This window comes from Pseudomonas sp. GM30 (genome assembly GCF_000282275.2).
Taxonomy (GTDB): Bacteria; Pseudomonadota; Gammaproteobacteria; order Pseudomonadales; family Pseudomonadaceae; genus Aquipseudomonas.
On record NZ_AKJP02000022.1, the window covers coordinates 22,504 to 44,622 of the forward strand.

A 22,119-nucleotide genomic window follows, 5' to 3' on the forward strand; every position below is an offset into this window, starting at 1 on the left:
GCGGGTTTTACCCGCCTGACATTTGCCCGGACGTACCGGGCATTTGTGCGCTGCCGGCAGACAAACCGATGCGTTCGATCTCCTCTCGCGACAATTCGATGAGCCTGGCATTTCGCGCGGCCGCCTGGTCGAACAACCTGCTCAGATACAGCGGATCGTCAGCACTCAGACCTTCGTCCTCGCCCTCCTCCATCAACTGCACTTCATCCATTTGCCTGAACGCTTCGGGCTGCTGCTCCTTGAGATAGTCCAGCCAGTAGTCGCGCTGGATCAGGTCCTCCAGAAATCTGTCGGAGCGTTCCGCGTTAACCACCTCGGCCCGCGCATTGACCAACTGCTGCGGGGTGACACCGGAGGCAAATTTCATGTTTTTCGGCTGCCCGGGCAATTCCAGTCCATCGTCCCAGCCCCCGGTCAGACCGATCCGGTAACCGAGACGGACCTCGGCTTCGTCGAAACCACTGCGCGCAGCCGCCGCTTTTGCCAGTTCATCGACCTTGTCCAGCCGGAACAGCTGCCGCGACAGGGATAACAAGGCCTCGCCGCGGATTCCCGGGCGGCCGGCCGGTAAATCGAGCAAGGCGTTGTAGGTGAAGACCTTGCTCTCCAGACCACTGAACGTAAGGATGCGCCCGTCCACGCAAGTCCCGTGTGTGGCCGAGCCGGCGAAAATCACCTCGCGCAGCTCACTGTTGGCGGCCGCCGCCTCCATGACCATCCAGACTCGTCGGGTCAGATCGGCGTTGGCCACCCGAAACTCCTGGGTGTCTTGCAATCGGTCAAGCAAATGAAAGAATGCCGCGCTATCCGGTTCCGCCGCGAGTTGATCCCAGAGTATATCTCGCGCGGACGCCTGCTCCGCCGGCAGATTCGCCAGCCACGGCGCCTTCTGTTGCGTATGGGCCTGTTCGCCCGGGAGGGTTTCGTCGGACTCGATACTGTCAGTGGTTTCACTGAGCCCGCCGGCAACGTCGTCAGCCATTTCCTCCAGATCGGATCGCGAGAAACCGAGCACTCGCTGACGCTGACCCGCAGCCTGATAGGTTCTGAGCCTGTCTAGAGAGTCCTCCGACAGGTTGTAGTTGTCAGTCAGGTCGGTGCCGTCCATCAGCTCATCGTGCTGACCGTCCAACGCCTCTTCGGGGACGGCGGTGATGTCGTTGCGACTCAGGTTCAGTGTCCGCAGGTGTTGCGCATCCAGCGCACCGGCCGGCCACTCGGCGAGGTTATTGTTGCGCAGATCCAGACTTCGCAAATGTTCGAAATAGCTGACGTCGAACGCCTCGAGGTGGTTGTAGCTCAGGTCCAGGGTCTGCAGATGTTCCAGGCCGGACAGCGCATCGTACAAATGCTCGCTGTCACTGAAGTTGTTGCTGGAAAGTTCAAGCCGCTCAAGTTCCGGCATTTGCCGGACGCCATCAGGCAGCGCTGTGAGTTCATTGCCATTGAGGGTCAGATTACGCAGATGAGAGAAGGATTTGAGAAACCCGTTACTGCCCTCGGCCGTCACCCGTGCACCTGTCAGGTTCAAGCTGCCGACATGCCCGAAGTCTTCGGGCACTGGCGGTAAATCGCCCAATTGCAGACCGTTGAGATCCAGAACCGCATCAACCGCGGCAACCGATAACCTTGCGCGCCAGCAGGTGAGGATGCGCCACGCCGCCAGGCTGCGCGATTGCGAGGAGATGACCCAGTCGACACCACGGGTTTCCCGGGTATACAGCCAGCCGTTGAGGCGGCGGACGAGGGTTTCAAACGTCTGGCTCCAGCCCGTGATCCGCTCGCCGATCTGCACATCGGTCGCACCCTCGTTACGCAGCGCCTCGATCATCTGCATGGCGTGTTCGTCGGTAAAGGCCGGTTGCAACCGCTGCAGGTTCTGGCGCATGCGTGTCAGCCCGCTACTGACCGGTGCCGGCGTCAGCGGCAGCAACTGGCGTGCCACTGACACACCGTTCTCCACCGGCGGAAAAGTCGCCGGTACCGGTTGCCGGGCAAACGCCTCCAGCGCGCCCTCAGGCAGGCCGATGGTGTGCTCGAGCCGCCGTTGCGCCACACGCAGGTCGGCCGCCGCTGCGGCGGTCAGAGGGGCACCGCTCAGGTTGGAATTGAGCAGTGCGGTGCTCTCGAGCACGGCAGGCGGCAGCGTGCCGATACGGGTGTCGCGCAGATCCAGCCACGACAGTTGCGGCAGACTCTCGGCCCCTGCCGGCCACTGCTGCAAGTGTGTTCCGTGCAGGTCGAGAGCCTTCAATCGCTGCAGGCTGCCGACGTTCAGTTCGCTTAGCGGATTGTTGCGCAGATTCAGCTGTTCGAGCGCCGGCAATGCGCTCAATCCGCTCTGCAGGCGTGAAGCATCGGTCAACAGATTGTCGGCGAGGTCGAGGTGAACCAGGCGCGAAAGTCCCTGCGACTCGATTGGCCATTCGTGCAAGGCATTGTCACTCAGATCAAGAGTGCGCACTTCGCTGAATGCGCTGACAAAACCGCGCACCTGCGCGGCGGCAACGCGCTGGCCGCTGAGCAGCAGCGTGCGCACATGCGCAAACGCGTCAGCGGGCAATACCGGCAGTTCGCTGAGCATCAACCCCGACAAATCCACGGTCGAAGCGCTGAGCGTCGCGCCATAGCGCTTGAACATGCCCTTGCGCCAACTGGTTTTGAGGACTTGGGCCAGGTTTGATCGCGCGATGAGTTCGCGCAGCGATTCTGCCGACACCACCACGCGCTGCTGCCACTGATTGAGTTCACTCGCCAGCGCAGCGAATTGATCACTCAAGGCATTGATCGCGGTGAAACGCTGCTGCTCATCCGGCCATTGCTCGAAGAAACGATTGAACACCCCCTCCGGCGATTGATTCACGCCCTCGCCCAGGCGCCGCAATTCACCACGGCAATAATCCCTGACCATCGTCTCTCGATCGATCAGGTGTTCTGGATGGGTCTTGACGTATTCGTACACGCCCGCGAAATTTTCCCGGGAGAATCTTGACCAGTCCAGCGACAGCCCCGGCCAGAGTTTTCCATGCCCCTGCAACAATGTCGGCGGCACGCTGCTGATCCCCGTGTCTCTGAGATTCAGACGCTCCAGGGCTGGTAATTCCAGGACACCCGCAGGCCAGTCGAACAGTGAATAGGCGACGATGTCGAGCGTGCGCAGGTTACGCATGCCGCTGACGTCGAAGGCCAGTGGCTGATAGCTCGAGGTGCTGACACTCAATGCTTCAAGGCGGGTCAACTGAGCCAGCCGTGCAGGCATGTCGGCGGCATAGGGCATTGCACAGTAGAGCGTCAGGTCAGTGAACTCCGGCAGGTTCTGCAACACCGCCGGCACGTTGGTGAACGCTTCAGCGGTGGCATTGATGCGCAGCGCCCTGAGCCCGGGGAAACTGCCCAACAACTCATCGACGTTGGCATCGGTGATGCATCGCCCCCGGATTCGCAGATCGCGCACATGCGAGAAATCCGCCGTCAGCACCGGCAACGGGTCGTCGCACGTCAGATCGAGGCGAGCGGCGGTGGCCTGGCTATCAGCCAGTGGCGATTTGCGCCAGCTCTGCTTGAGGCTGCGCACCACGCTGGCTCGGCCGCCGATCATCGATTGCAGCGTCTGCTCCGGGGCTGGCACACCTTCCCATTGCGCCAGCGTCGATTCGAGCGCCTGCCATTCACGCAGGCGCCTTTGCAACAGCTCGTAGATCTGCGCGTCAGTCCGCCCGGCAGCCAACTGTTTGAGGATGAACCCGCCCGCCTGCTGATCCGTCAGCGCCGGATACACGTCCTGCACGCGCGTCACCAGCAGCGGGTTGACGCCTTCGCCGCGACCGCTGGCGTAATAACCCAGCCCGTGCTGGCGTACCCGCACTGGCGCCTTGAAGCGCTTCTTGTGGCCCTGGCGTCTGCTCGCCAGTCGAGCCATTTCGGTACGGTGGCGGGCCACATACCTGATCAGCGCCCGACGCAGTCCGGCGCTGCGCGTAACCAGGGCGAACCCCAGGGCCTGTCGCGACTGGTCGGGCAACGCATGGAGGATTGAGGCGAGGAAGTTGTCGCCGTGACGCGGAACACTGTTGAGCTCTTCGCCGCGCTCGTTGTACGCCTGATAGACCGGCCCGCGCTTGACCAGGTACTTGGTCTGGATGGCACTTTCGCTGCCGATACTGTCGATCAACGGCCCGTCGAGACTGCCTTCGCGCACTTCCAGACGCACCTCGTCCGACCAGCCCGGCAGCCGTTCCAGGGCGCGCAAGGCCAGCCATTGGCTTTCGCTGCCGCCCGGATTCTCCCTGTGCAGGCCAGCGACCGCGTGGTTGAAGCGGCGCTGCCGGGCATATTCACGGGAGAGCTCCAGCAGCCGCAACGGAACCCGCTCAGCGTTTTGCAGGCGTGCCAATTCCTCGGCATTCGCCTCCAGCAGCACACGGATAGCCGCCGAGCTGCCCAACCCCGGTGTGGCGCCTTGTAGCCTGGCGATTCGCGGGTCGTTCAACGCAAGTTCGTCATAGAGCCTGTCGAACATTGCGGGTTGCCGGGTGCGCAGGTAATCGGCGATCTGTTTGCGCAGTTCCAGCGGCCGGGATTCGACGACACGCGCCGGCTCGGCACCCAGCAGCCAACGTATTTGCGACTCATCCAGCGCTGCCAGAATACGCTCAGGCAATTGGCCGTCGAGCACTTCGGCGCGGGTCACCTGGATCGGCGTGTGTACCTGGCCCTCGATAGAGCCTGATTCCGCGCCGAACAGCCGGCTGGGGCCGGACAACTGCGCTGCGTCGAAAACTTGCAGGATCTGCCCGTTCGGCCAGCGCGGCATTTGCGTGAGCATTGGCAGCGTCAGCAGATACGAATCGTCCAGGGTGGTTCCTCGTTCGACCTGATCGATCAACCGCCCGACCTGCTGATCCGCCTCATACAGACGCAGGGTGTCGGCCAGGGCCAGTGGCGCCGGCTGATGATCGAGGTGCATCTGACGCAGGGCATCATCACTGACCCCACTGACATCGGCGATTTCGAGCAATTGCGCATCCGAAAACGCCTCAGTCGAGTGACCGATGCGCCGCAGCAGGGTCAGTCGATCCCAGCTCAGCGGTCGCTCCAGGTTGTGGCGCCAGGCGCCCAGTCGGTTGTGTTCAAGGATCGGTTGATACGCCGCAGGATCATGCGGGTGGCGGATGCGCCAGCTTTTCAAGGCCTCGTCGTAGTGCGTCTGGTAGACCTTGCCCTGCTGGCGAATGAAGGTCTTGCCGTCGAATCGATACACGCCCTGCGCATCGGGCACGGCAGTCGCAGGCAGGACACTATCGCTGACGTAGGCATCGAGATCAGGTTTCCACAGGCGAACCGAGCCGTCAGGCCGTTCGACCGGGTGCAGATGCTCGATCACCGGCTCGGCGGAGGCCGCACGCAGTCGCCCTGCGCCCTTGCCGACTGCGCCCATCACGCCAATCAGCGCGAGGTTCTGCGCCACATCGACCAGATGCGCCTTGGCAGCCTGGCGATCGCCTTCCGACCATTCGATGGCGCCTTCGAACGACTCATAGAGCAGTTGCCCGGCCATCACGGTCATCATGATTTCGCCCAGGACCGGGACAAACATCGACACCATGTTCAACGCCAGCATGCCGAACTCGAGCAGATGACTGAGCTTTTCTGCCCGTACCCTGGCATCGACGTCCGCCGTGGGGACGGCATGGGCGCGCGCGTCGGCGATGAATTTGGCCTGGTGCTCTTCGTAGAGGTATTGCCACAGATCCGTGTTATCAGCCCAAATTCCGGCAACGCCTTTGCGCGTGATGCCAAACGGGTCGAGATACGGGTCAGGCTGCGGCTCGCGCTTGCCGGGGGCTTCAGGTGGCAGCTCCTTGATCCGCGCGATGGTGGACAATGGCGGCATCAGCTGTGCGACCTTGACCCAGATCGAATGCAACGGGTCACTCGGGGAATCTGCTGCCTTTTGGGTGAACTGACTGAAATAGTAAGGACGGTCGGCATAAGCGACGAACTGACTGAAAAACTGCTGGTAAGCGGTCGGTCCTGGCCCGGCAGCCGTTGGGTCGGTGGCCGTGAACTTGCGTTTGAACACCTCACGCATCTGCGCACTGCTGTAACGCTTGAGCGGGTGTTGCGGGTCATGGGGGATGTAGACGATGAATTCGTTGGTATAGCGGTAGCGCTCGCTGATGCTGAACACCACGCAACCGGTCATCCGCCGCTTCATCAGGCTCAGATCACGAAACCAGACAGCCTTGCCGCCGAGCTGCGGATGGATCTGGCCGTCCACCACCGACAAAATCATCTGGTAGTCGGCGGGCTCGATGTCCTTTTTCAGTAGCGCCCATTCAGCGGCGGCACGCAGCGCGGTTTTCTGGCTGGTAATGAATTGTTGGCGCAAGGCGTCGGTTTTTTCGAAAAACCCTTTGATCCGTGCCTGATAACGGGCACCGACGTCCAGCGAACGACACAGGGTCAGAAACTGACTGACCGTGATGCCGATTTCTGCTGCCTGAAACTCGCCTGGGGTCGCTGTCTCGACCACGAAACCGGACTTGGGGTGATAGGCACCCGCTTCGCATTCCGCGGCCTCGAAGTTGTGCAACACCGCTTGCAGCAAGGGCAGCTTCAGCACTTCGAACGTGGAAACTTCCACCTCCAGCACCCCGAGTTCGAGGGGCCGTCTGAGACACAGCAAGGTCTTGCCGAGATCGACCGTCACGTTGAACTGATCCTTGAGTGCCTTGCCGAGCAGCGCCTGGGCAAATGCATCGACGCTTTCAAGGCCGGCCATGGTCTTGTCGAGTCGGGTCTGGGCGACAAAGGCCGCCGTGACCCGGTCTTTCAAGGCTTGCTGCTGATCATTCGGGAATTCGTGATAGCCGTGCGCTGGCCGGCTATTGACTGCTTTCATCGCGGCTCGCCGGGCGGGCGTGGCGGCAATCAGCCAATCGGGGATCATCTGCTCAAGCAGCTTGCCGTGAAGGCTGGCGCTGACCGGTGCGCGGGGCAATGTCGGGGGATGAGTGGACATCCTGTCTCTCCTGAAAAATGGGAGGACAGGACACCATGTCCGCCGCAGTGACCTGCGGTACATAGTTATCGTTTTAGCGTAGACGTGTTACCGGACAATTCAGCAACCCGCGTGCGACCACGGCACAACCCGCTGGATTGGCTATGCTGTCGGAACAGCCTTTCGGACGGGGGATTTATGGACGATCCAGTCGACAACAAGCCACCGAGCTTCTGGCAGATGCTGCACAGCGTGATGGCTGCGGCATTCGGCGTGCAAAGCGGGAAAAACCGGGCAAGGGATTTCACCCATGGCAAGCCCAGCCATTTCGTGATTCTGGGGATCGGCTTCACTGCGGTATTCGCCCTGACGCTGTTTGTCATCGTCAAACTGGTGCTGCATTTCGCCGGGGTCTGACGGCACTCAGTGCATCAGGATCTGCAGGCCGAACGGATAGCGATAGGACGTGGGGCGGCCCTTGGCTGACAGTTTGCGAAAACTCACGCCGTAATCCGGCGAGGCGCCCATGGCCAGCATTTGCTGGGCTTGATGCTTGTCGATCAGTTGCAGCAGCGACAATTGCCGGTCACGTCCGCCATACCGATCCAGATCGACGCCCTGATCGTAATCGTGCAACTCCACCAGCGCCCAGCCGCCGAGGGTGAAGTGACCGCCCACCAGCGCGCTCAGGCGTCCATCGACCACCGCCTGCAACGCCTCGGGTGAGGTGTTGACCGCGCTGAACAGCACATCCTTGCCGGGGATCTTGCCGGCTTCGGCAAACGCACGCATCGCACCGAAAGCCATTTCATCATTGGCCGCCCACACCAGCGACACCTTCGGATAACGGCCAACCAGTTGCCGCGCCTGCTCGTAGGCACGCTGCCGCGTCCAGCCGCCGTACACCAGTTGCCGCAGTCGCACTTGTGGATGTTCGGCGAGGGCGCGCTGCATGCCCTGCTCGCGCAACTGCGCTGACGGGGTGATCTTCAGACCGGAAAACGCCAGTACTTCAATCTGCTCGCCCCGCGCCACCGGAGGATGCAGGCGAATCAGCTCCTTCATCATCAGGTAGCCGCCCTCCTCGTCATTCGGCACCAGGCTGCCGATGCGATCGGCACGCTCGCCGACCAGTGCCTCCTGATCAGCGGTCAGCACCGCATTGACCATGAACAGCTTGACCCCGCTGCCTTGCGCCAGACGCAGGATCTGCGGCGCCACGTACTGCTCGTTGACGAACACCAGATAATCGGGACGATTCGGCCCCTGCAAGGCAACTCTGGCCTGAGCCAGGGTGAATTCCGGCTGGCGCTGGGAATAGAGAATCTGCAAATCGACGCCCAGGTCGCGGGCCGCCGCCTGCATGAATTGCGAATAGCTGACCCAGAAGGCTTCCTGAGTCGACCCCGGATTGAGGAACAGCACCGACTCGGCCCGGGCCGCAGAACCGAAAACCGCACCGAACAGCAGGAGGCTGAGGTGGAAAAACTTCAACATGAATGATCCGGGCCCAGGGAAAAATGGCCGCGCATTATAGCCCTCTAATCAGCGGCTATTGACGCGTGATCCCGTTTTTTGTCCGACAATCGTCGGAAGCAGGCCCGAATCGGTCGTTTATTGATGACTGACCCAGAATACCGCTGTCCCGACGACCAGAATGATCAGGAACAGAATGGCCCATGCATCGACACTGCTATCGCTCTTTCTTGCCTTGGTCGGATTGCTCATTGCATCGCCTCTTGTCGGTTTTATCGGTGATTGCAGAAAGACTCGATCACAGTTAAGACGATGATTGTCCCCGCGACAAATGTGGGTTAATCAACAACCATTCTCGTTAGGCGATTTGGTTCTTTACATATACTCAAACATCACTTTTGCGCATAACTGCAAACGGGTATATTGCCCCGGCTCCGTTAGGGAGTGCGCGGCCGTGCGCGCGTAATTGCCGAGGCACCATCGGACTCCAGCAAGCGAAAACGCAGCGTTTTCCGAGTAGCCCAAAGCCTGAGAACAGGACTTATATGTACGTATACGACGAGTACGATCAGCGGATCATCGAGGACCGCGTCAAGCAGTTCCGTGATCAGACCCGACGCTATCTGGCAGGTGAGCTGAGCGAAGAAGAATTCCGCCCCCTGCGCCTGCAAAATGGCCTCTACATCCAGCGTTTTGCGCCGATGTTGCGCGTGGCGGTGCCTTACGGCCAGCTGACTTCGCGTCAGGTGCGCATGATGGCCAAGATTGCCCGCGACTACGACAAGGGCTACGCCCACATCAGTACCCGGCAGAACGTGCAGTTCAACTGGCCGGCGGTGGAAGATATCCCGGACATCCTCGCCGAACTGGCCACCGTGCAGATGCACGCGATCCAGACCAGCGGCAACTGCCTGCGCAACGTCACCACCGACCAGTTCGCCGGTGTCGCCGCCGATGAACTGATCGACCCGCGGCCATGGTGCGAGATCGTCCGTCAGTGGACGACGTTCCACCCGGAATTCGCCTACCTGCCGCGCAAGTTCAAGATCGCCGTCAACGGTTCGACCGCTGACCGTGCGGCCATCGAAGTCCACGACATCGGCCTTGAGCCAGTCCACAACGCCGCCGGCGAGCTGGGTTTCCGTGTGCTGGTCGGCGGTGGCCTGGGCCGTACCCCGGTGGTCGGTGCATTCATCAACGAGTTCCTGCCGTGGCAGGACCTGTTGAGCTACCTCGATGCCATCCTGCGTGTGTACAACCGCTATGGCCGTCGCGACAACAAATACAAGGCGCGGATCAAGATCCTCGTCAAGGCGCTGACCCCTGAAGTGTTCGCGCAGAAAGTCGATGCCGAAATGGAACACCTGCGCGGCGGCCAGACCACACTGACCGAAGCCGAACTGCATCGCGTCGCCAAACACTTCGTCGATCCGGACTACAAGGCGCTGGAGAACCAGACTGCCGCCTTGGCCGAACTCGACAAGGAGCATCCGGGTTTCGCCCGCTGGCGTTCGCGCAACACCCTGGCGCACAAAAAGCCGGGGTATGTGGCCGTGACCCTGTCGCTGAAACCGACCGGCGTTGCGCCGGGCGACATCACCGACAAGCAGCTCGATGCCGTCGCCGATCTGGCCGAGCGCTACAGCTTCGGTCAACTGCGCACTTCCCATGAGCAGAACATCATTCTCGCCGACGTCGAGCAGAGCCAGTTGTTCACCCTGTGGGGCGAGCTGCGTGAAGGTGGTTTCGCTACGCCGAACATCGGCCTGCTGACCGACATCATCTGCTGCCCGGGCGGTGATTTCTGCTCGCTGGCCAACGCCAAGTCGATCCCGATCGCCGAATCGATCCAGCGCCGTTTCGACGACCTGGACTACCTGTTCGACATCGGTGAGCTGGACCTGAACATCTCCGGTTGCATGAACGCCTGCGGTCACCACCACGTCGGCCACATCGGCATCCTCGGGGTGGACAAAAAAGGTGAAGAGTTCTATCAGGTGTCCCTCGGCGGCAGCGCCAGCCGTGACGCAAGCCTGGGCAAGATCCTCGGCCCGTCCTTCGCCCAGGACGACATGCCGGACGTGATCTCGAAGCTGATCGACGTGTACGTTGAACAACGTACCGAAGACGAGCGCTTCATTGACACCTACCAGCGTATTGGCATCGACCTCTTCAAGGAACGCGTCTATGCAGCGAATCATTAAGAACAACGAAGTCGTCGACGAAACCTGGCACCTGCTGCCGAAAGATTTCAACATCGACGACATCAGCAATTGCGACGATCTGATCGTTCCATTGCAGCTGTGGCGTGAACACAGTCGCATGCTCAAGGCCCGCGACGGCGGCCTGGGCGTTTGGCTGGACGCCGATGAAGAAGCCGAGGAAATCGGTGACGACGTGGATCAGTTCCAAGTCATCGCGCTGAACTTCCCGGCCTTCACCGACGGCCGCAACTACTCCAACGCCCGCCTGCTGCGCGACCGTTACGGTTTCAAAGGCGAACTGCGGGCGATTGGCGATGTGCTGCGCGATCAGCTGTTCTACATGCACCGCTGCGGCTTCGATGCGTTTGCCGTTCGTGCGGACAAAGACCCGTACGAAGCACTGGAAGGCCTGAAAGACTTTTCCGTGACCTATCAGGCCGCCACCGACGAACCGCTGCCGCTGTTCCGTCGCCGCTAAGCTTCAAGGTTGTGCGCACAAAAAAACGTCGGTCATTGACCGGCGTTTTTTGTGGCTGACTGTTTACCAGAAGCGCTGTTGTGTCAGGCGACTCCACCAGCTCAGCAGCACGCGATCCACTGAACCGCTGGCGGCCATGCCGATGCGCTCCTGCAGGCTTTTGCGCTCGGCGTAATGCAGGTGGTAGACCTCGGCTTTCTTCGCCCGGTCTGCCAGGTATTCGTCGCTGGTCTTGAGTTCGTCGACCAGTTGCTTGTCCAGCGCCGCAACACCAAGCCAGACCTCACCGGTGGCCACTTCGTCGATGGCCAGTTGCGGGCGATAGCGCGAAACGAAGTTCTTGAACAACTGATGGGTGATGTCCAGGTCTTCCTGGAACTTCTCCCGGCCCTTCTCGGTGTTTTCGCCAAACACGGTCAGGGTGCGCTTGTACTCGCCGGCGGTCAGCACTTCAAAATCGATGTCGTGCTTTTTCAGCAGGCGATTGACGTTGGGCAACTGCGCCACCACGCCGATCGAGCCAAGAATTGCAAACGGCGCGCTGATGATCTTCTCGCCGATGCACGCCATCATGTAGCCGCCGCTGGCCGCGACCTTGTCGATGCACACGGTCAACGGCACGCCGGCCTCTCGGATGCGCGCCAGTTGCGAGGACGCCAGACCATAGCTGTGAACCATGCCGCCGCCGCTTTCCAGACGCAGCACCACTTCGTCCTTGGGCGTGGCGAGGGTCAGCAGCGCGGTGATTTCGTGGCGCAGGCTCTCGGTGGCCGAGGCCTTGATGTCGCCGTCGAAATCGAGCACGAACACCCGGGACTTGGCCTCGGATTTGTTCTTCTGCTTCTTCTCGGACTTTTCCGACTTGGCCTGGCCCTTGCGCAGGGCCTTGAGCTGATCCTTGTCGAGCAGGGTCTGCTCCAGACGTTCACGCAAGCCTTTATAGAAATCGTTGAGCCTGCTGACCTGTAGCTGCCCTGCCGACTTGCGCCGGCCCTTGCTGCGCAATGCAGCAAAACTGGCGAGCACCACCAGGATGGCGACAACCAGGGTTACGGTCTTGGCCAGGAAACTGGCGTATTCGGTGAAAAACTCCACAGAGACTCCTTAAAACAATGCGCGGATGCAAAACACGCGCGGGATGGTTCCAGCATACCCATGCGCCGCCTCGTCGGCCAGCCGTGAAACCTCTGGCAACAGGCCTGTAACGGGCATTTCAAACAAGCGTATGTTTTTTCATTGACAGCACTCCGTCATCCTCATAACCTCGCCAAACCTTCAACGTACCGGGATGACGCGGACGTGGGCAGCATCTATCTGATTCGACATGGCCAGGCCTCCTTTGGTGCAGACGACTATGACGTCCTGTCGCCCATCGGTGTGCGGCAGGCAGAAATCCTCGGCCAGCACCTCGCTGATCTGGGGATCAGCTTTGATCGCTGTCTGGCCGGCGACCTGCGCCGCCAGCAACACACGGCCACCAGCGCGCTGGAGCAGTTCAGCGCCAGGGGCCTGGCGGTACCGACGCTGGAGACCGATTCGGCATTCAACGAATTCGACGCCGATGCGGTGATTCGCGCCCTGATCCCCGCCATGCTGGAGGACGAGCCTGAAGCCATCGACATCCTGCGCAACGCCGCGCAGAACCGCAGCGAATTCCAACGCATCTTCGCCCTGGTCATCGAGCGCTGGCTGGCGGGTACCTACGACACCCCCGGGCTGGAGAGCTGGCTGGGTTTCGTCGAGCGGGTTCAGGGCGGATTGCAGCGGATCCTCGAACAGGCCGACGGCAACCAGAAAATCGCCGTGTTCACCTCCGGCGGCACCATCACCGCCCTGCTCCACCTGATTACCCGAATGCCTGCCAAACAGGCCTTTGAACTGAATTGGCAAATCGTCAACACCTCGCTCAACCAGCTGAAGTTCCGCGGTCGCGAGGTGGCTTTGGCCTCCTTCAACAGTCACGCACATCTGCAACTGCTGAAGGCTCCGGAACTCATCACTTTCCGCTGAGTCCGGATAACTGAGACCCGTGCTGTATAAACCAGCGCCTATTACCCAAGAAAGGATCGAACCATGACCTCCGTAGCTGATGCCGTAAAAGCGATGCAAGCCAAGTTCAACCCAGCCGCTGCTGCCGGTCTGGATCTGGTCTTCGGTTTCAACATCACCGACGAAGACAAGCACTACGCGCTGATCGTCAAAGACGGTACTTGCGACATCCAGGAAGGCGAAAACGCTGACGCCAACTGCACGCTGGTACTCGACAGTGCAACCCTGAAAGACATCGTCAGCGGTGAAACCGACGGCATGCAAGCGTTCATGGGCGGCAAGCTGCGCGTTGAAGGCGACATGATGCTGTCGATGAAACTGTCCGAGCTGTTCCCGTCGTAAGACCTGCGACCGGCTTAAAGAAAATCCCGCCCCTGTGGCGGGATTTTTGCGTCTGGCCCCTGTAGGAGCTGCGGCACGCTGCGATCTTTTGATCTTGCCTTCAAAAGATCGCAGCCTCGTTTCACTCGACAGCTCCTACAGGATTTGCGCCAGCCTCGACTCCACGTTGGATGCCGCCAGCAACTCCTGCGTGTACGGATGCTGCGCCGAGCTGAACAGCTTGCCGGTATCACCGCGTTCCAGTACTTCGCCCTCCTTCATCACAATCAGGTCATGAGCCAACGCCCGCACCACCGCCAGATCATGGCTGATGAACAGGTAGGTCAGCCCATGTTCTTCCTGCAGTCGCCGCAATAAAGCAACGATCTGCTTCTGCACCGTGCGATCCAGCGCCGACGTCGGCTCATCCAGCAAGATCAGATCCGGCTTGAGCACCAGCGCCCGGGCAATGGCAATCCGTTGCCGCTGGCCACCGGAAAATTCGTGGGGGTAGCGATGCCGCGTCGCCGGATCGAGACCGACCTCGCGCAGCACATCAATCACCGCCTGTTCACGCTCGGCAGCATTCAGATCGCTGTGCACCTGCAAGCCCTCGGCAATGATCTGCTCGACGCACAGACGCGGGCTGAGGCTGCCGAACGGATCCTGAAACACCACCTGCAGGCGTTTGCGCAGTGGCCGCAGCTGCTTGCCGCTCAACTGCTCCAGCGCCTCACCGGCAAAGCGAATGCTGCCCTCGGCGTCGATCAGGCGCAAAATCGCCTGGCCCAAGGTCGACTTGCCCGAGCCTGACTCGCCGACAATCCCCAGTGTCTTGCCGCGCTGCAAATTCAGATCGATGCCCTTGACCGCCTGCAGCCAAGTCTTCGACCGCAGCCAACCACCCCCCAGGCGAAAACGCACATTCAGATCGCGCACCTGCAACAAGTCCTGCGCATCCTCCCGACGCAGCGCTTCACCCCCAGGCTCCGCATTGAGCAATTCAATGCTGTAGGGATGTTGCGGCGCACTAAACAATTGCTCGCACGACGCCTGCTCGACGATCCGCCCACCGCGCATCACCGCCACCCGCTGCGCAATGGTGCGCACCAGATTCAGGTCATGACTGATGATCAGCAGCGCCATGCCGAGCCGCTGCTGCAAGTCCTTGAGCAACAGCAGAATCTTGCGCTGCACCGTCACATCCAGCGCGGTGGTCGGCTCGTCGGCGATCAATAACTGTGGCTCACAAGCCAGCGCCATGGCGATCATCACCCGCTGGCGCTGGCCGCCGGAGAGCTGATGCGGATAGGCCTTGAGCCGTTCGCGTGGTTTCTGGATGCCGACCAGCTCCAGCAACTCAAGAATGCGCTCACGGGCCTGCGCGCCCGCCAGTCCTTTGTGCAGCGCCAGGCTCTCACCGAGTTGTCGCTCGATGGTGTGCAGCGGATTCAGCGAGCTCATCGGCTCCTGAAAAATCATCGCGATGCGGTTGCCCCTTAACTGGCGCAGATAGCGCTCATGCACACCGAGCAACTCTTCACCGGCATAACGGATGCTGCCGTCGATTCGCGTGATATTCGGGTCGAGCAATTGCAGGATGCTGTGGGCGGTCACCGATTTGCCCGAGCCGGACTCACCGACCAACGCCAGGCACTCGCCCGGACGAATATCCAGGTCAATGCCATGCACCACAGGCTGGCCGTTGAACGCCACCCGCAGGTCGCGGATTTCGATCAGGTTATCGCTCATCTCAAGTCCTCGGATCATAAGCATCTCGGCAGGCCTCACCGATGAACACCAACAGAGAAAGAATCAGCGCCAGGGCAAAAAACGCCGTCAGTCCCAACCAAGGCGCTTGCAGATTGCTCTTGCCCTGACCGATCAGTTCGCCCAGCGAAGCGCTGCCGGCGGGCATGCCGAAACCGAGAAAATCCAGCGCCGACAAAGTCGCAATCGCCCCGGTGAGAATGAACGGCAAATAGGTCAGGGTCGCGCTCATCGCATTGGGCAGGATGTGCCGGCTGATCACCTGCACATCACCAACCCCCAGCGCCCGCGCTGCTTTCACGTATTCCAGGCCACGGCTGCGCAGGAATTCCGCGCGCACCACATCCACCAGACTCAGCCAGGAAAACAGCGCCATGATTCCCAGCAGCCAACAGAAATTCGGCTCGACGAACCCGGACAGAATGATCAGCAGATACAACACCGGCAGTCCCGACCACACCTCCAGCAGCCGCTGCCCGAGCAGATCGACCCAGCCACCGTAATAGCCTTGGAAGGCACCGGCAGCGATGCCGATCAGTGCGCTGGCGGCAGTCAGCGCCAAAGCGAACAGCAGCGACACTCGCGTGCCGAAAATCACCCGCGCCAGCACATCCCGCGCCTGATCGTCGGTGCCCAGCCAGTTCTCGGCGCTCGGTGGACTCGGTGCCGGCTCGGTCAGGTCGTAATTCACCGTGTCGAAACCGAACGGGATCGGCGCAAACCACAGGCGCCCGCCCTGCCCCTCGATCAGTTGCCGCACCTGCGCGCTGCGGTAGTCCGGCTGAAACGGCAGCTCACCGCCGAAATCCTGCTCGGTGTAGCGCTTGAACGCCGGGAAATACCACTGGCCCTGATACTCGACCAGCAGCGGTTTGTCATTGGCGATCAATTCGCCGCCCAGGCTCAGGCCGAACAACAGCAGAAACAGCCACAGCGACCACCAGCCACGCCGATGCGCCTTGAACCGCGCCCAACGGCGCTGGCCGATGGGAGATAAGGTCAGCATCAGGCAGTCCTCGCGGTGAAGTCGATGCGCGGGTCGACCAGCGTGTAACACAGGTCGCCGAGCAGTTTTATCAGCAGGCCGAACAGGGTGAAGATGAACAGCGAACCGAACACCACCGGGTAATCCCGTGACACCGCCGCTTCATAGCTGAGTCGGCCGAGGCCATCGAGGGAGAAGATCACTTCGATCAGCAACGAGCCGCCGAAAAACACCGTCACCAGTGCTTGCGGCAGTCCGGCGACCACCAGCAGCATCGCGTTGCGGAACACGTGGCCGTACAACACCTGACGCTGACTGAGGCCCTTGGCCCGTGCTGTCACCACGTACAGGCGCGAGATCTCGTTGAGAAAGCTGTTCTTGGTGAGGATCGTCAACGTGGCGAATCCGCCGATCACCAGCGCGGTGACCGGCAGCACCAGGTGCCAAAAGTAATCGGCCACCTTGCCCCACGGCGACAGCTCGGCGAAGTTGTCCGAGACCAGCCCGCGCACCGGAAACCAGTCCAGCGCGCTGCCGCCGGCAAACACGATGATCAGCAGCAGCGCGAACAGAAACCCCGGCATCGCATAGCCGATGATGATCGCCACGCTGCTCCAGACATCGAACGCCGAGCCGTTGTGCACCGCTTTGCGGATGCCCAGCGGAATCGACACCAGATAAGTGATCAACGTCGCCCACAAACCCAGCGACAAGGTCACCGGCAGCTTCTGCCAGATCAGTTCGGTGACGCTGGCGCCACGGAAAAAGCTCTGGCCGAAATCCAGTTGCGCGTAGCTTTTGAGCATCAGCCACAGGCGCTCACCGGCGGGTTTGTCGAAGCCGTACTGACGCTCGATATCGGCCACCAGTTTCGGGTCCAGTCCTCGAGTGGCACGGGATTCGCCGCCAATGGTTTCGACATGACCGCCACCCACCGCCGCGCCGACACCGATGCCCTGCAAGCGCGCGATCGCCTGCTCCACCGGGCCACCCGGCGCGGCCTGCACGATGACGAAATTGACCAGCAGAATGGCGAGCAACGTCGGCACGATCAGCAGCAGACGCCGCAGGCTATAACCCCACATGGGCGTACTCCTTCTGCTGTTGCTGCATCTGCGTGGCGGTCAGCGCGGTCGGGCTGATTTCCCACCAGGTATCGAGCCCAGCGTCGTATAGCGGCGCTGTTGCCGGACGACCGAAACGGTTCCACCACACCGTGGAAATCCCTGGCGGGTAGTAGTTGGGAATCCAGTAGTAACCCCACTGCAGCACCCGATCCAGTGCATGGGCATGGCGTAACAGGCTTTCGCGGTTGTCGGCCTGCACCAGCCCTTCGAGCAAGGCATCTACAGCGGGGTCACGCAACACCATGTAGTTGTTGGAGCCGGGATCGTCGGCACCGTCGGAGCCGAAGTAATTGAACATCTCGCGCCCCGGTGCCTGACTCACCGGGTAGCCGACGACGATCATGTCGTAGTCGCGATTGCGCACGCGGTTGGTGTATTGCGCGGTGTCGACCTGGCGAATATCGAAGCCGATGCCAATCTGTGCCAGATTGCGCTTGAACGGCAGCAGCAGGCGCTCAAAGCCCTTCTGCCCGTTGAGGAAAGTGAACTGCAACGGCTCGCCATTGGCGTTCACCAACTGATCGCCACGGGGTTTCCAGCCGGCGGCTTCCAGCAGTTTCAAGGCCTGCAATTGCTCGGCGCGAATGTTGCCGCTGCCATCGGTTTTTGGCGCTTCAAAGACTTGGGTGAACACCTCGTCGGGGATCTTGCCGCGCCACGGCTCGAGGATTTTCAGTTCCTCGGCGTCCGGCAACTCGGTGGCCGCCAACGCGCTGTGCGAGAAGTAACTGCGTTGACGCAGATACATGCTGCGCATCATCTGCCGGTTGCTCCACTCGAAATCCCAGAGCATGGCGATCGCCTGCCGTACCCGGCGATCCTGAAACATGGGTTTCTGCAGGTTGAACACAAAGCCCTGCGAACCCTGCGCGGCACCCGGTGCCAGATGTTCGCGGAGCAATTTGCCCTGCTCCAGCGCCGCGCCGGCATAGCCGATGGTGTAACTGGTCGCGGAAAATTCGCGGTTGTAATCGAAGCCGCCGGCCTTGAGCACTTGCCGGGAAACGTCAGTGTCGGCGAAGAACTCGACGCTCAAGTGATCGAAGTTATACAGGCCGCGAGTGATCGGCAGGTCCTTGGCCCACCAGTCGGCAACGCGCTGAAATTTCACGCTGCGCCCGGCATCCACCGCGCTGATCCGGTACGGGCCGCTGCCCGGCGGAATCTCGAAACCGCCGCCCTCGGCGAAGTTGCGTGTGCGCCACCAGTGTTGGGGCAGCACTGGCAGCGTCGCCAGATCCAGCGGCAAGGTGCGGCTGTCGTTGTTCTTGAAGTTGAAGCGCACTTGCGTCGGCGACTCCACCACCACGTCGGCAACGTCACGAAACTGCTGGCGATATTTGAGGCTGCCCTGGGTGGTGAACAGTTCGAAGGTGTAACGCACGTCCTCGGCGGTGATCGGCGTACCATCGTCAAAGCGCGCCTTGGGATTGAGGTAGAACCGCAGCCAGCGGCGATCCGCATCCAGTTCCATCTGCTGCGCCACCAGGCCGTAGACGCTATAGGGTTCGTCCTTGCTGCGATAGGCCAGCGGTGCATAGAGCCAGCCATCGATGTCGGCAACGCCGGTGCCTTTGTCGATGTACGGAATCAGGTGATCGAACGGGCCGCTTTCCAGCGAGGAGCGGCGTAACGTTCCGCCCTTGGGCGCGTTGGGGTTGGCGTAGGCCAGATGCTGGAAGTCCGGGGCGTATTTGGGGGCTTCGCCGTAGACCGTCAACGCGGGCTGTGGGGCGGCCCAAATGATTGGGCTTAGCAGCGCAAAAGCGCTGAACAGAATGAGCCTGGAGAGCATTGGCAGATCCTTTTTTGCTCGGTGCTGCTTATGGCCGCATCACTGGCAAGCCAGCGATGGGGCCATAACAATCACCAAACATCCTGCCTACCTGCTTTGTGCAACAGGCCGGCAAATTTTATAGAGCAGGCTTAGATCAATAAGTGACTAAAACCCGCCGCCTCTGGGCATTCTCAGAACTTGTAATTGACCCGCGTGTACAACGTCCGCCCGAACGGGTCGCCGTATTTCGGGTCGTAGCCGCTCTGGAAGGTGTAGGTCTGGTTGCTGAACGGTGGCTCGCGATCGAACAGGTTCTTCGCGCCGAGGGTCACGCTGAGGGTTTTACGCCAGGTGTAGGTGCCGGCCAGATCCCAGACGTTGTACGAGCCAACGTAATCGTGGGTCTCGCGGTCGGAGTCGTGGTAACCGCTGGTGTAGCGGTTGGTCAGCGCCACACCGTAGGGGCCGTAGTTCCAGCTGCCGGTCAGGCTGTGGCGCCAGCGAGCCACGGCGCCGGCCGAGGAAAAGTCGCCGCCACGAAAATCGCCGAGCTTGTCGATGAAGTCGCCCTTGAGCTGCTGCTGGTATTCGTAACGGCTGACGTAGGTGCCTTGCAGACCGATGCCGAAATTGCCGTACGGGGTGCTCGGCAAGCGGTAATCGAAGCTGACGTCGACGCCATTGGTCTTGATCTTGCCGAGGTTGGCCAGGCCGGTAACGATGTGATCGATGGAGCCGTCAGGCTTGCGCACCAGGCGATCCGGGTACAGTTCAGGGTTCTCGAACACCGCCGACTCCGGGAATTCGGCGATCTGGTTGGCGATGTTGATCCACCAGAAATCCAGCCCGGTGCTCAGGCGCTCGAACGGCTGATAGACGAAACCGAGGGTGACGTTGCGCGCGGTTTCCGGACTGAGGTCCGTGTTGCCACCGGTGCGACTGTAGAACTGTTGGGCGCAATCGCGGTTGGCGATCCCGCCGTTGCTCGGGTTGCCGCCGGCGCACAGCCGTGGATCGTTGTAGTTGGCGACAGTGAAGGTGGTGAAATTGGGGTTGTACAACTCGTACAACGACGGCGCGCGGAAGCCCTCGCTGTAGGCGCCACGCACCACCAGTTGCTTGAACGGCTGGAAGCGGAACGAGTATTTCGGGTTGGTGGTGCTGCCGAAGTCGCTGTACTTGTCGTGGCGCACGGCGGCGGACAATTCAAGGCTGTCGAGCACCGGCACGTTGACCTCGGCGTACTGCGCCGAGACGCTGCGATCCCCGGCAACGCTGGCATTCGGGTCGACGCCCAGGCTCTGCACGTCGGCGGCGAACTGCGCAAAGTCCTGATGGAAATCTTCCTTGCGATATTCGCCACCCAATGCCAGTGCCGACGGGCCGGCGCCAAACCAGTCGCCGATTTCGCGGCTGACGCGCCCGTCAATCGCCTTGACCCGCCCGACCGCCGTCGAGTAATCGCCGTCCACCGCGTTGGCTGCCAGCAGCGCCTGCCCGGCGGCGGTTTGCGGGCCAAACGGGTTGATGATGCCGTTGGCGATACCGGCGCTGACGGCGCGGTCGTTGACGTAACCGGCCTCGATGGCATTGACCACCTTGTTCTGGTTGTACGACGCACCGACGTTGTAGTCCCAGCCGACGACGCTGCCATCGAAGCTCAACAGCAAACGCTGACCGGTGTTGTCGTCTTCGTGCTGGCGCGCGCCGACGGCGGTTTCGCGCCAGTTCACATCCACCGGTTGCGTCGGGTCGAGGGCAAAACCATTGGGGCCGGGGGTAATGCCGTTGCCGGGATAAAACGCCGTGCCGGGATTGACCTGATTGCCCATCAAGGTGCCGGGGCCGATCTGCGTGCGGTTTTCGTTACGTGCCCAGAAATATTCGAGGCTGACATTGTGATCGTCCGCAAGCTTGCCGGTGGCTTTGGCGAAAGCCGAGGTCTTCTCGGTTTCCGGAACCAGATCGAGATAGCTCCACAGGCTCTGACGGCAGATGCCATTGCGCGCCAGCAGGCCCGGCGCGTTGCAGCCGGAACCGGCCAGCGGATTGGTGGCGTTGCTGCCCTGACTCCAGTTGGCCGGCGATGCGGTGCCGGAGGTGTAATCGAGGCCGCGTCCGGGCTGATAGTTGTAGGTGTAACCGCGATCCTCGGCAGCCAGCCGCTGCTGCTTGTCATAACTGACCACGCCGAACACATTGAAGCGGTCATCCTGCAGATCGCCGAAGCCCCAGCTGCCGCTGAAATTGCGACTCTCACCACCGCCGGCATGGGTCGGTGTGTCGTAGTTGGTGCTCAGTTGACCTTCAGTCAGGTTGGTCTTGGTGATGAAGTTGATCACCCCGCCGATCGCATCGGTGCCGTACAGCGCCGAAGCACCGTCACGCAGCACCTCGACACGGTCGATGGCAGCGAACGGAATGGTGTTCAGGTCGACCCCGGAACCATTGATCGCGTTGGTCGCGTTGTTGCTCAGCCGCCGGCCGTTGAGCAGCACCAACGTCTTGTTCGGGCCGATACCACGCAGATCGGCATACGACGCCCCGCCGCTGCTCGAACCCACCGAACGACCGGAGCCGACCGATGACTGGTTGGCGGAAATCCGGCTCACCAGTTCTTCGGTGGTGCTCACGCCCTGCTCGCGCAGTTCTTCAACTCGCAGAATGGTGACCGGCACCGCGGTTTCCGCATCGACCCGGCGAATTGCCGTACCGGTGACTTCCACCCGTTGCAATTGGGTGGTCGGCTCGTCGGCAGCGACCGCCGGCAAGGTATTGATCGCCAGCAGCAAGGCCAGGCTCAAACGGGATCTAACGGGTGAAAAATGGATCATGAACAGCCATCCCTGCGTTTTGGTTTATGCAGGGATGTGCAATGGACAGCAGGGTTTTATAGAGCCCGATTTAGACCGTTGGGTGATGAGGTTAT

General features: G+C 61.1%; 13 protein-coding genes. 5 read left to right on the top strand and 8 right to left on the bottom strand.

Translation table 11 applies throughout. The features are described 5' to 3' along the window. Positions 1–7 precede the first annotated feature (7 nt). Positions 8–7,024 carry an NEL-type E3 ubiquitin ligase domain-containing protein gene (locus tag PMI25_RS13505; protein WP_007967862.1) on the bottom strand — a complete coding sequence of 2,339 codons (7,017 nt, stop codon included), beginning with the start codon at positions 7,022–7,024 and terminating at the stop codon, positions 8–10. A gap of 177 nt (positions 7,025–7,201) precedes the next feature. Here PMI25_RS13505 and PMI25_RS13510 point away from each other — a divergent pair, with 177 nt between their 5' ends. Continuing rightward, positions 7,202–7,420, top strand: coding sequence for a DUF2970 domain-containing protein (locus PMI25_RS13510; protein WP_007967863.1), 219 nt, complete (start codon positions 7,202–7,204; stop codon positions 7,418–7,420). Positions 7,421–7,426: 6 nt separating this feature from the next. On the opposite strand, the gene PMI25_RS13515 is transcribed toward PMI25_RS13510, so the two are convergent. Continuing rightward, positions 7,427–8,500, bottom strand: coding sequence for an ABC transporter substrate-binding protein (locus PMI25_RS13515; RefSeq protein ID WP_007967864.1), 1,074 nt, complete (start codon positions 8,498–8,500; stop codon positions 7,427–7,429). A gap of 524 nt (positions 8,501–9,024) precedes the next feature. Here PMI25_RS13515 and PMI25_RS13520 point away from each other — a divergent pair. Both PMI25_RS13520 and PMI25_RS13525 read left to right on the top strand, forming a co-directional pair. Continuing rightward, complete coding sequence (locus tag PMI25_RS13520) at positions 9,025–10,683, top strand: nitrite/sulfite reductase (protein WP_007967865.1); 1,659 nt, start codon at positions 9,025–9,027, stop codon at positions 10,681–10,683. Then, positions 10,667–11,161, top strand: coding sequence for a DUF934 domain-containing protein (locus tag PMI25_RS13525; protein ID WP_007967866.1), 495 nt, complete (start codon positions 10,667–10,669; stop codon positions 11,159–11,161). Before PMI25_RS13520 ends, PMI25_RS13525 begins: the two co-directional genes overlap by 17 nt. Positions 11,162–11,224: 63 nt before the next feature. Here PMI25_RS13525 and sohB read toward each other — a convergent pair whose 3' ends face one another. Next, positions 11,225–12,256, bottom strand: coding sequence for a protease SohB (sohB, locus tag PMI25_RS13530; protein WP_007967867.1), 1,032 nt, complete (start codon positions 12,254–12,256; stop codon positions 11,225–11,227). A gap of 204 nt (positions 12,257–12,460) precedes the next feature. Here sohB and PMI25_RS13535 point away from each other — a divergent pair, with 204 nt between their 5' ends. Together PMI25_RS13535 and PMI25_RS13540 are read left to right on the top strand one after the other, a co-directional pair. Continuing rightward, complete coding sequence (locus tag PMI25_RS13535) at positions 12,461–13,171, top strand: histidine phosphatase family protein (RefSeq protein WP_007967869.1); 711 nt, start codon at positions 12,461–12,463, stop codon at positions 13,169–13,171. Positions 13,172–13,234: 63 nt separating this feature from the next. After that, positions 13,235–13,552: an SCP2 sterol-binding domain-containing protein gene (locus tag PMI25_RS13540; RefSeq protein ID WP_007967870.1), complete on the top strand. Its 318-nt coding sequence runs from the start codon at positions 13,235–13,237 to the stop codon at positions 13,550–13,552. Between the two features lie 135 nt (positions 13,553–13,687). Here the strand turns inward: PMI25_RS13540 and PMI25_RS13545 are convergent, their stop codons facing one another. The 5 genes from PMI25_RS13545 to PMI25_RS13565 form a co-directional block, all read right to left on the bottom strand. After that, a complete protein-coding gene (locus tag PMI25_RS13545; RefSeq protein WP_007967871.1) occupies positions 13,688–15,283 on the bottom strand; it encodes an ABC transporter ATP-binding protein in 1,596 nt (531 codons plus the stop codon). Between the two features lies 1 nt (position 15,284). Then, on the bottom strand, positions 15,285–16,307 hold the full coding sequence (locus PMI25_RS13550; protein ID WP_007967872.1) for an ABC transporter permease: 1,023 nt from the start codon (positions 16,305–16,307) through the stop codon (positions 15,285–15,287). Next, positions 16,307–17,371, bottom strand: coding sequence for a microcin C ABC transporter permease YejB (locus PMI25_RS13555; RefSeq protein WP_007967873.1), 1,065 nt, complete (start codon positions 17,369–17,371; stop codon positions 16,307–16,309). Before PMI25_RS13555 ends, PMI25_RS13550 begins: the two co-directional genes overlap by 1 nt. Continuing rightward, positions 17,358–19,208, bottom strand: a complete 1,851-nt coding sequence (locus PMI25_RS13560) for an extracellular solute-binding protein (protein WP_007967874.1) — start codon at positions 19,206–19,208, stop codon at positions 17,358–17,360. The genes PMI25_RS13555 and PMI25_RS13560 overlap by 14 nt, the downstream gene beginning before the upstream one ends. Before the next feature lie 173 nt (positions 19,209–19,381). Continuing rightward, the gene (locus PMI25_RS13565; protein WP_007967875.1) at positions 19,382–22,024 is read right to left on the bottom strand and encodes a TonB-dependent receptor; all 2,643 of its coding nucleotides are present in this window, start codon (positions 22,022–22,024) and stop codon (positions 19,382–19,384) included. Between the last annotated feature and the right edge of the window lie 95 nt (positions 22,025–22,119).

Excerpts from the sequence above, each read along its gene's own strand:
- PMI25_RS13505 (WP_007967862.1), bottom strand. The coding sequence starts at position 7,024 with ATGTCCACTCATCCCCCGACATTGCCCCGCGCACCGGTCAGCGCCAGC.
- PMI25_RS13510 (WP_007967863.1), top strand. The coding sequence starts at position 7,202 with ATGGACGATCCAGTCGACAACAAGCCACCGAGCTTCTGGCAGATGCTG.
- PMI25_RS13515 (WP_007967864.1), bottom strand. The coding sequence starts at position 8,500 with ATGTTGAAGTTTTTCCACCTCAGCCTCCTGCTGTTCGGTGCGGTTTTC.
- PMI25_RS13520 (WP_007967865.1), top strand. The coding sequence starts at position 9,025 with ATGTACGTATACGACGAGTACGATCAGCGGATCATCGAGGACCGCGTC.
- PMI25_RS13525 (WP_007967866.1), top strand. The coding sequence starts at position 10,667 with ATGCAGCGAATCATTAAGAACAACGAAGTCGTCGACGAAACCTGGCAC.
- PMI25_RS13540 (WP_007967870.1), top strand. The coding sequence starts at position 13,235 with ATGACCTCCGTAGCTGATGCCGTAAAAGCGATGCAAGCCAAGTTCAAC.
- PMI25_RS13545 (WP_007967871.1), bottom strand. The coding sequence starts at position 15,283 with ATGAGCGATAACCTGATCGAAATCCGCGACCTGCGGGTGGCGTTCAAC.
- PMI25_RS13550 (WP_007967872.1), bottom strand. The coding sequence starts at position 16,307 with ATGCTGACCTTATCTCCCATCGGCCAGCGCCGTTGGGCGCGGTTCAAG.
- PMI25_RS13555 (WP_007967873.1), bottom strand. The coding sequence starts at position 17,371 with ATGTGGGGTTATAGCCTGCGGCGTCTGCTGCTGATCGTGCCGACGTTG.
- PMI25_RS13560 (WP_007967874.1), bottom strand. The coding sequence starts at position 19,208 with ATGCTCTCCAGGCTCATTCTGTTCAGCGCTTTTGCGCTGCTAAGCCCA.
- PMI25_RS13565 (WP_007967875.1), bottom strand. The coding sequence starts at position 22,024 with ATGATCCATTTTTCACCCGTTAGATCCCGTTTGAGCCTGGCCTTGCTG.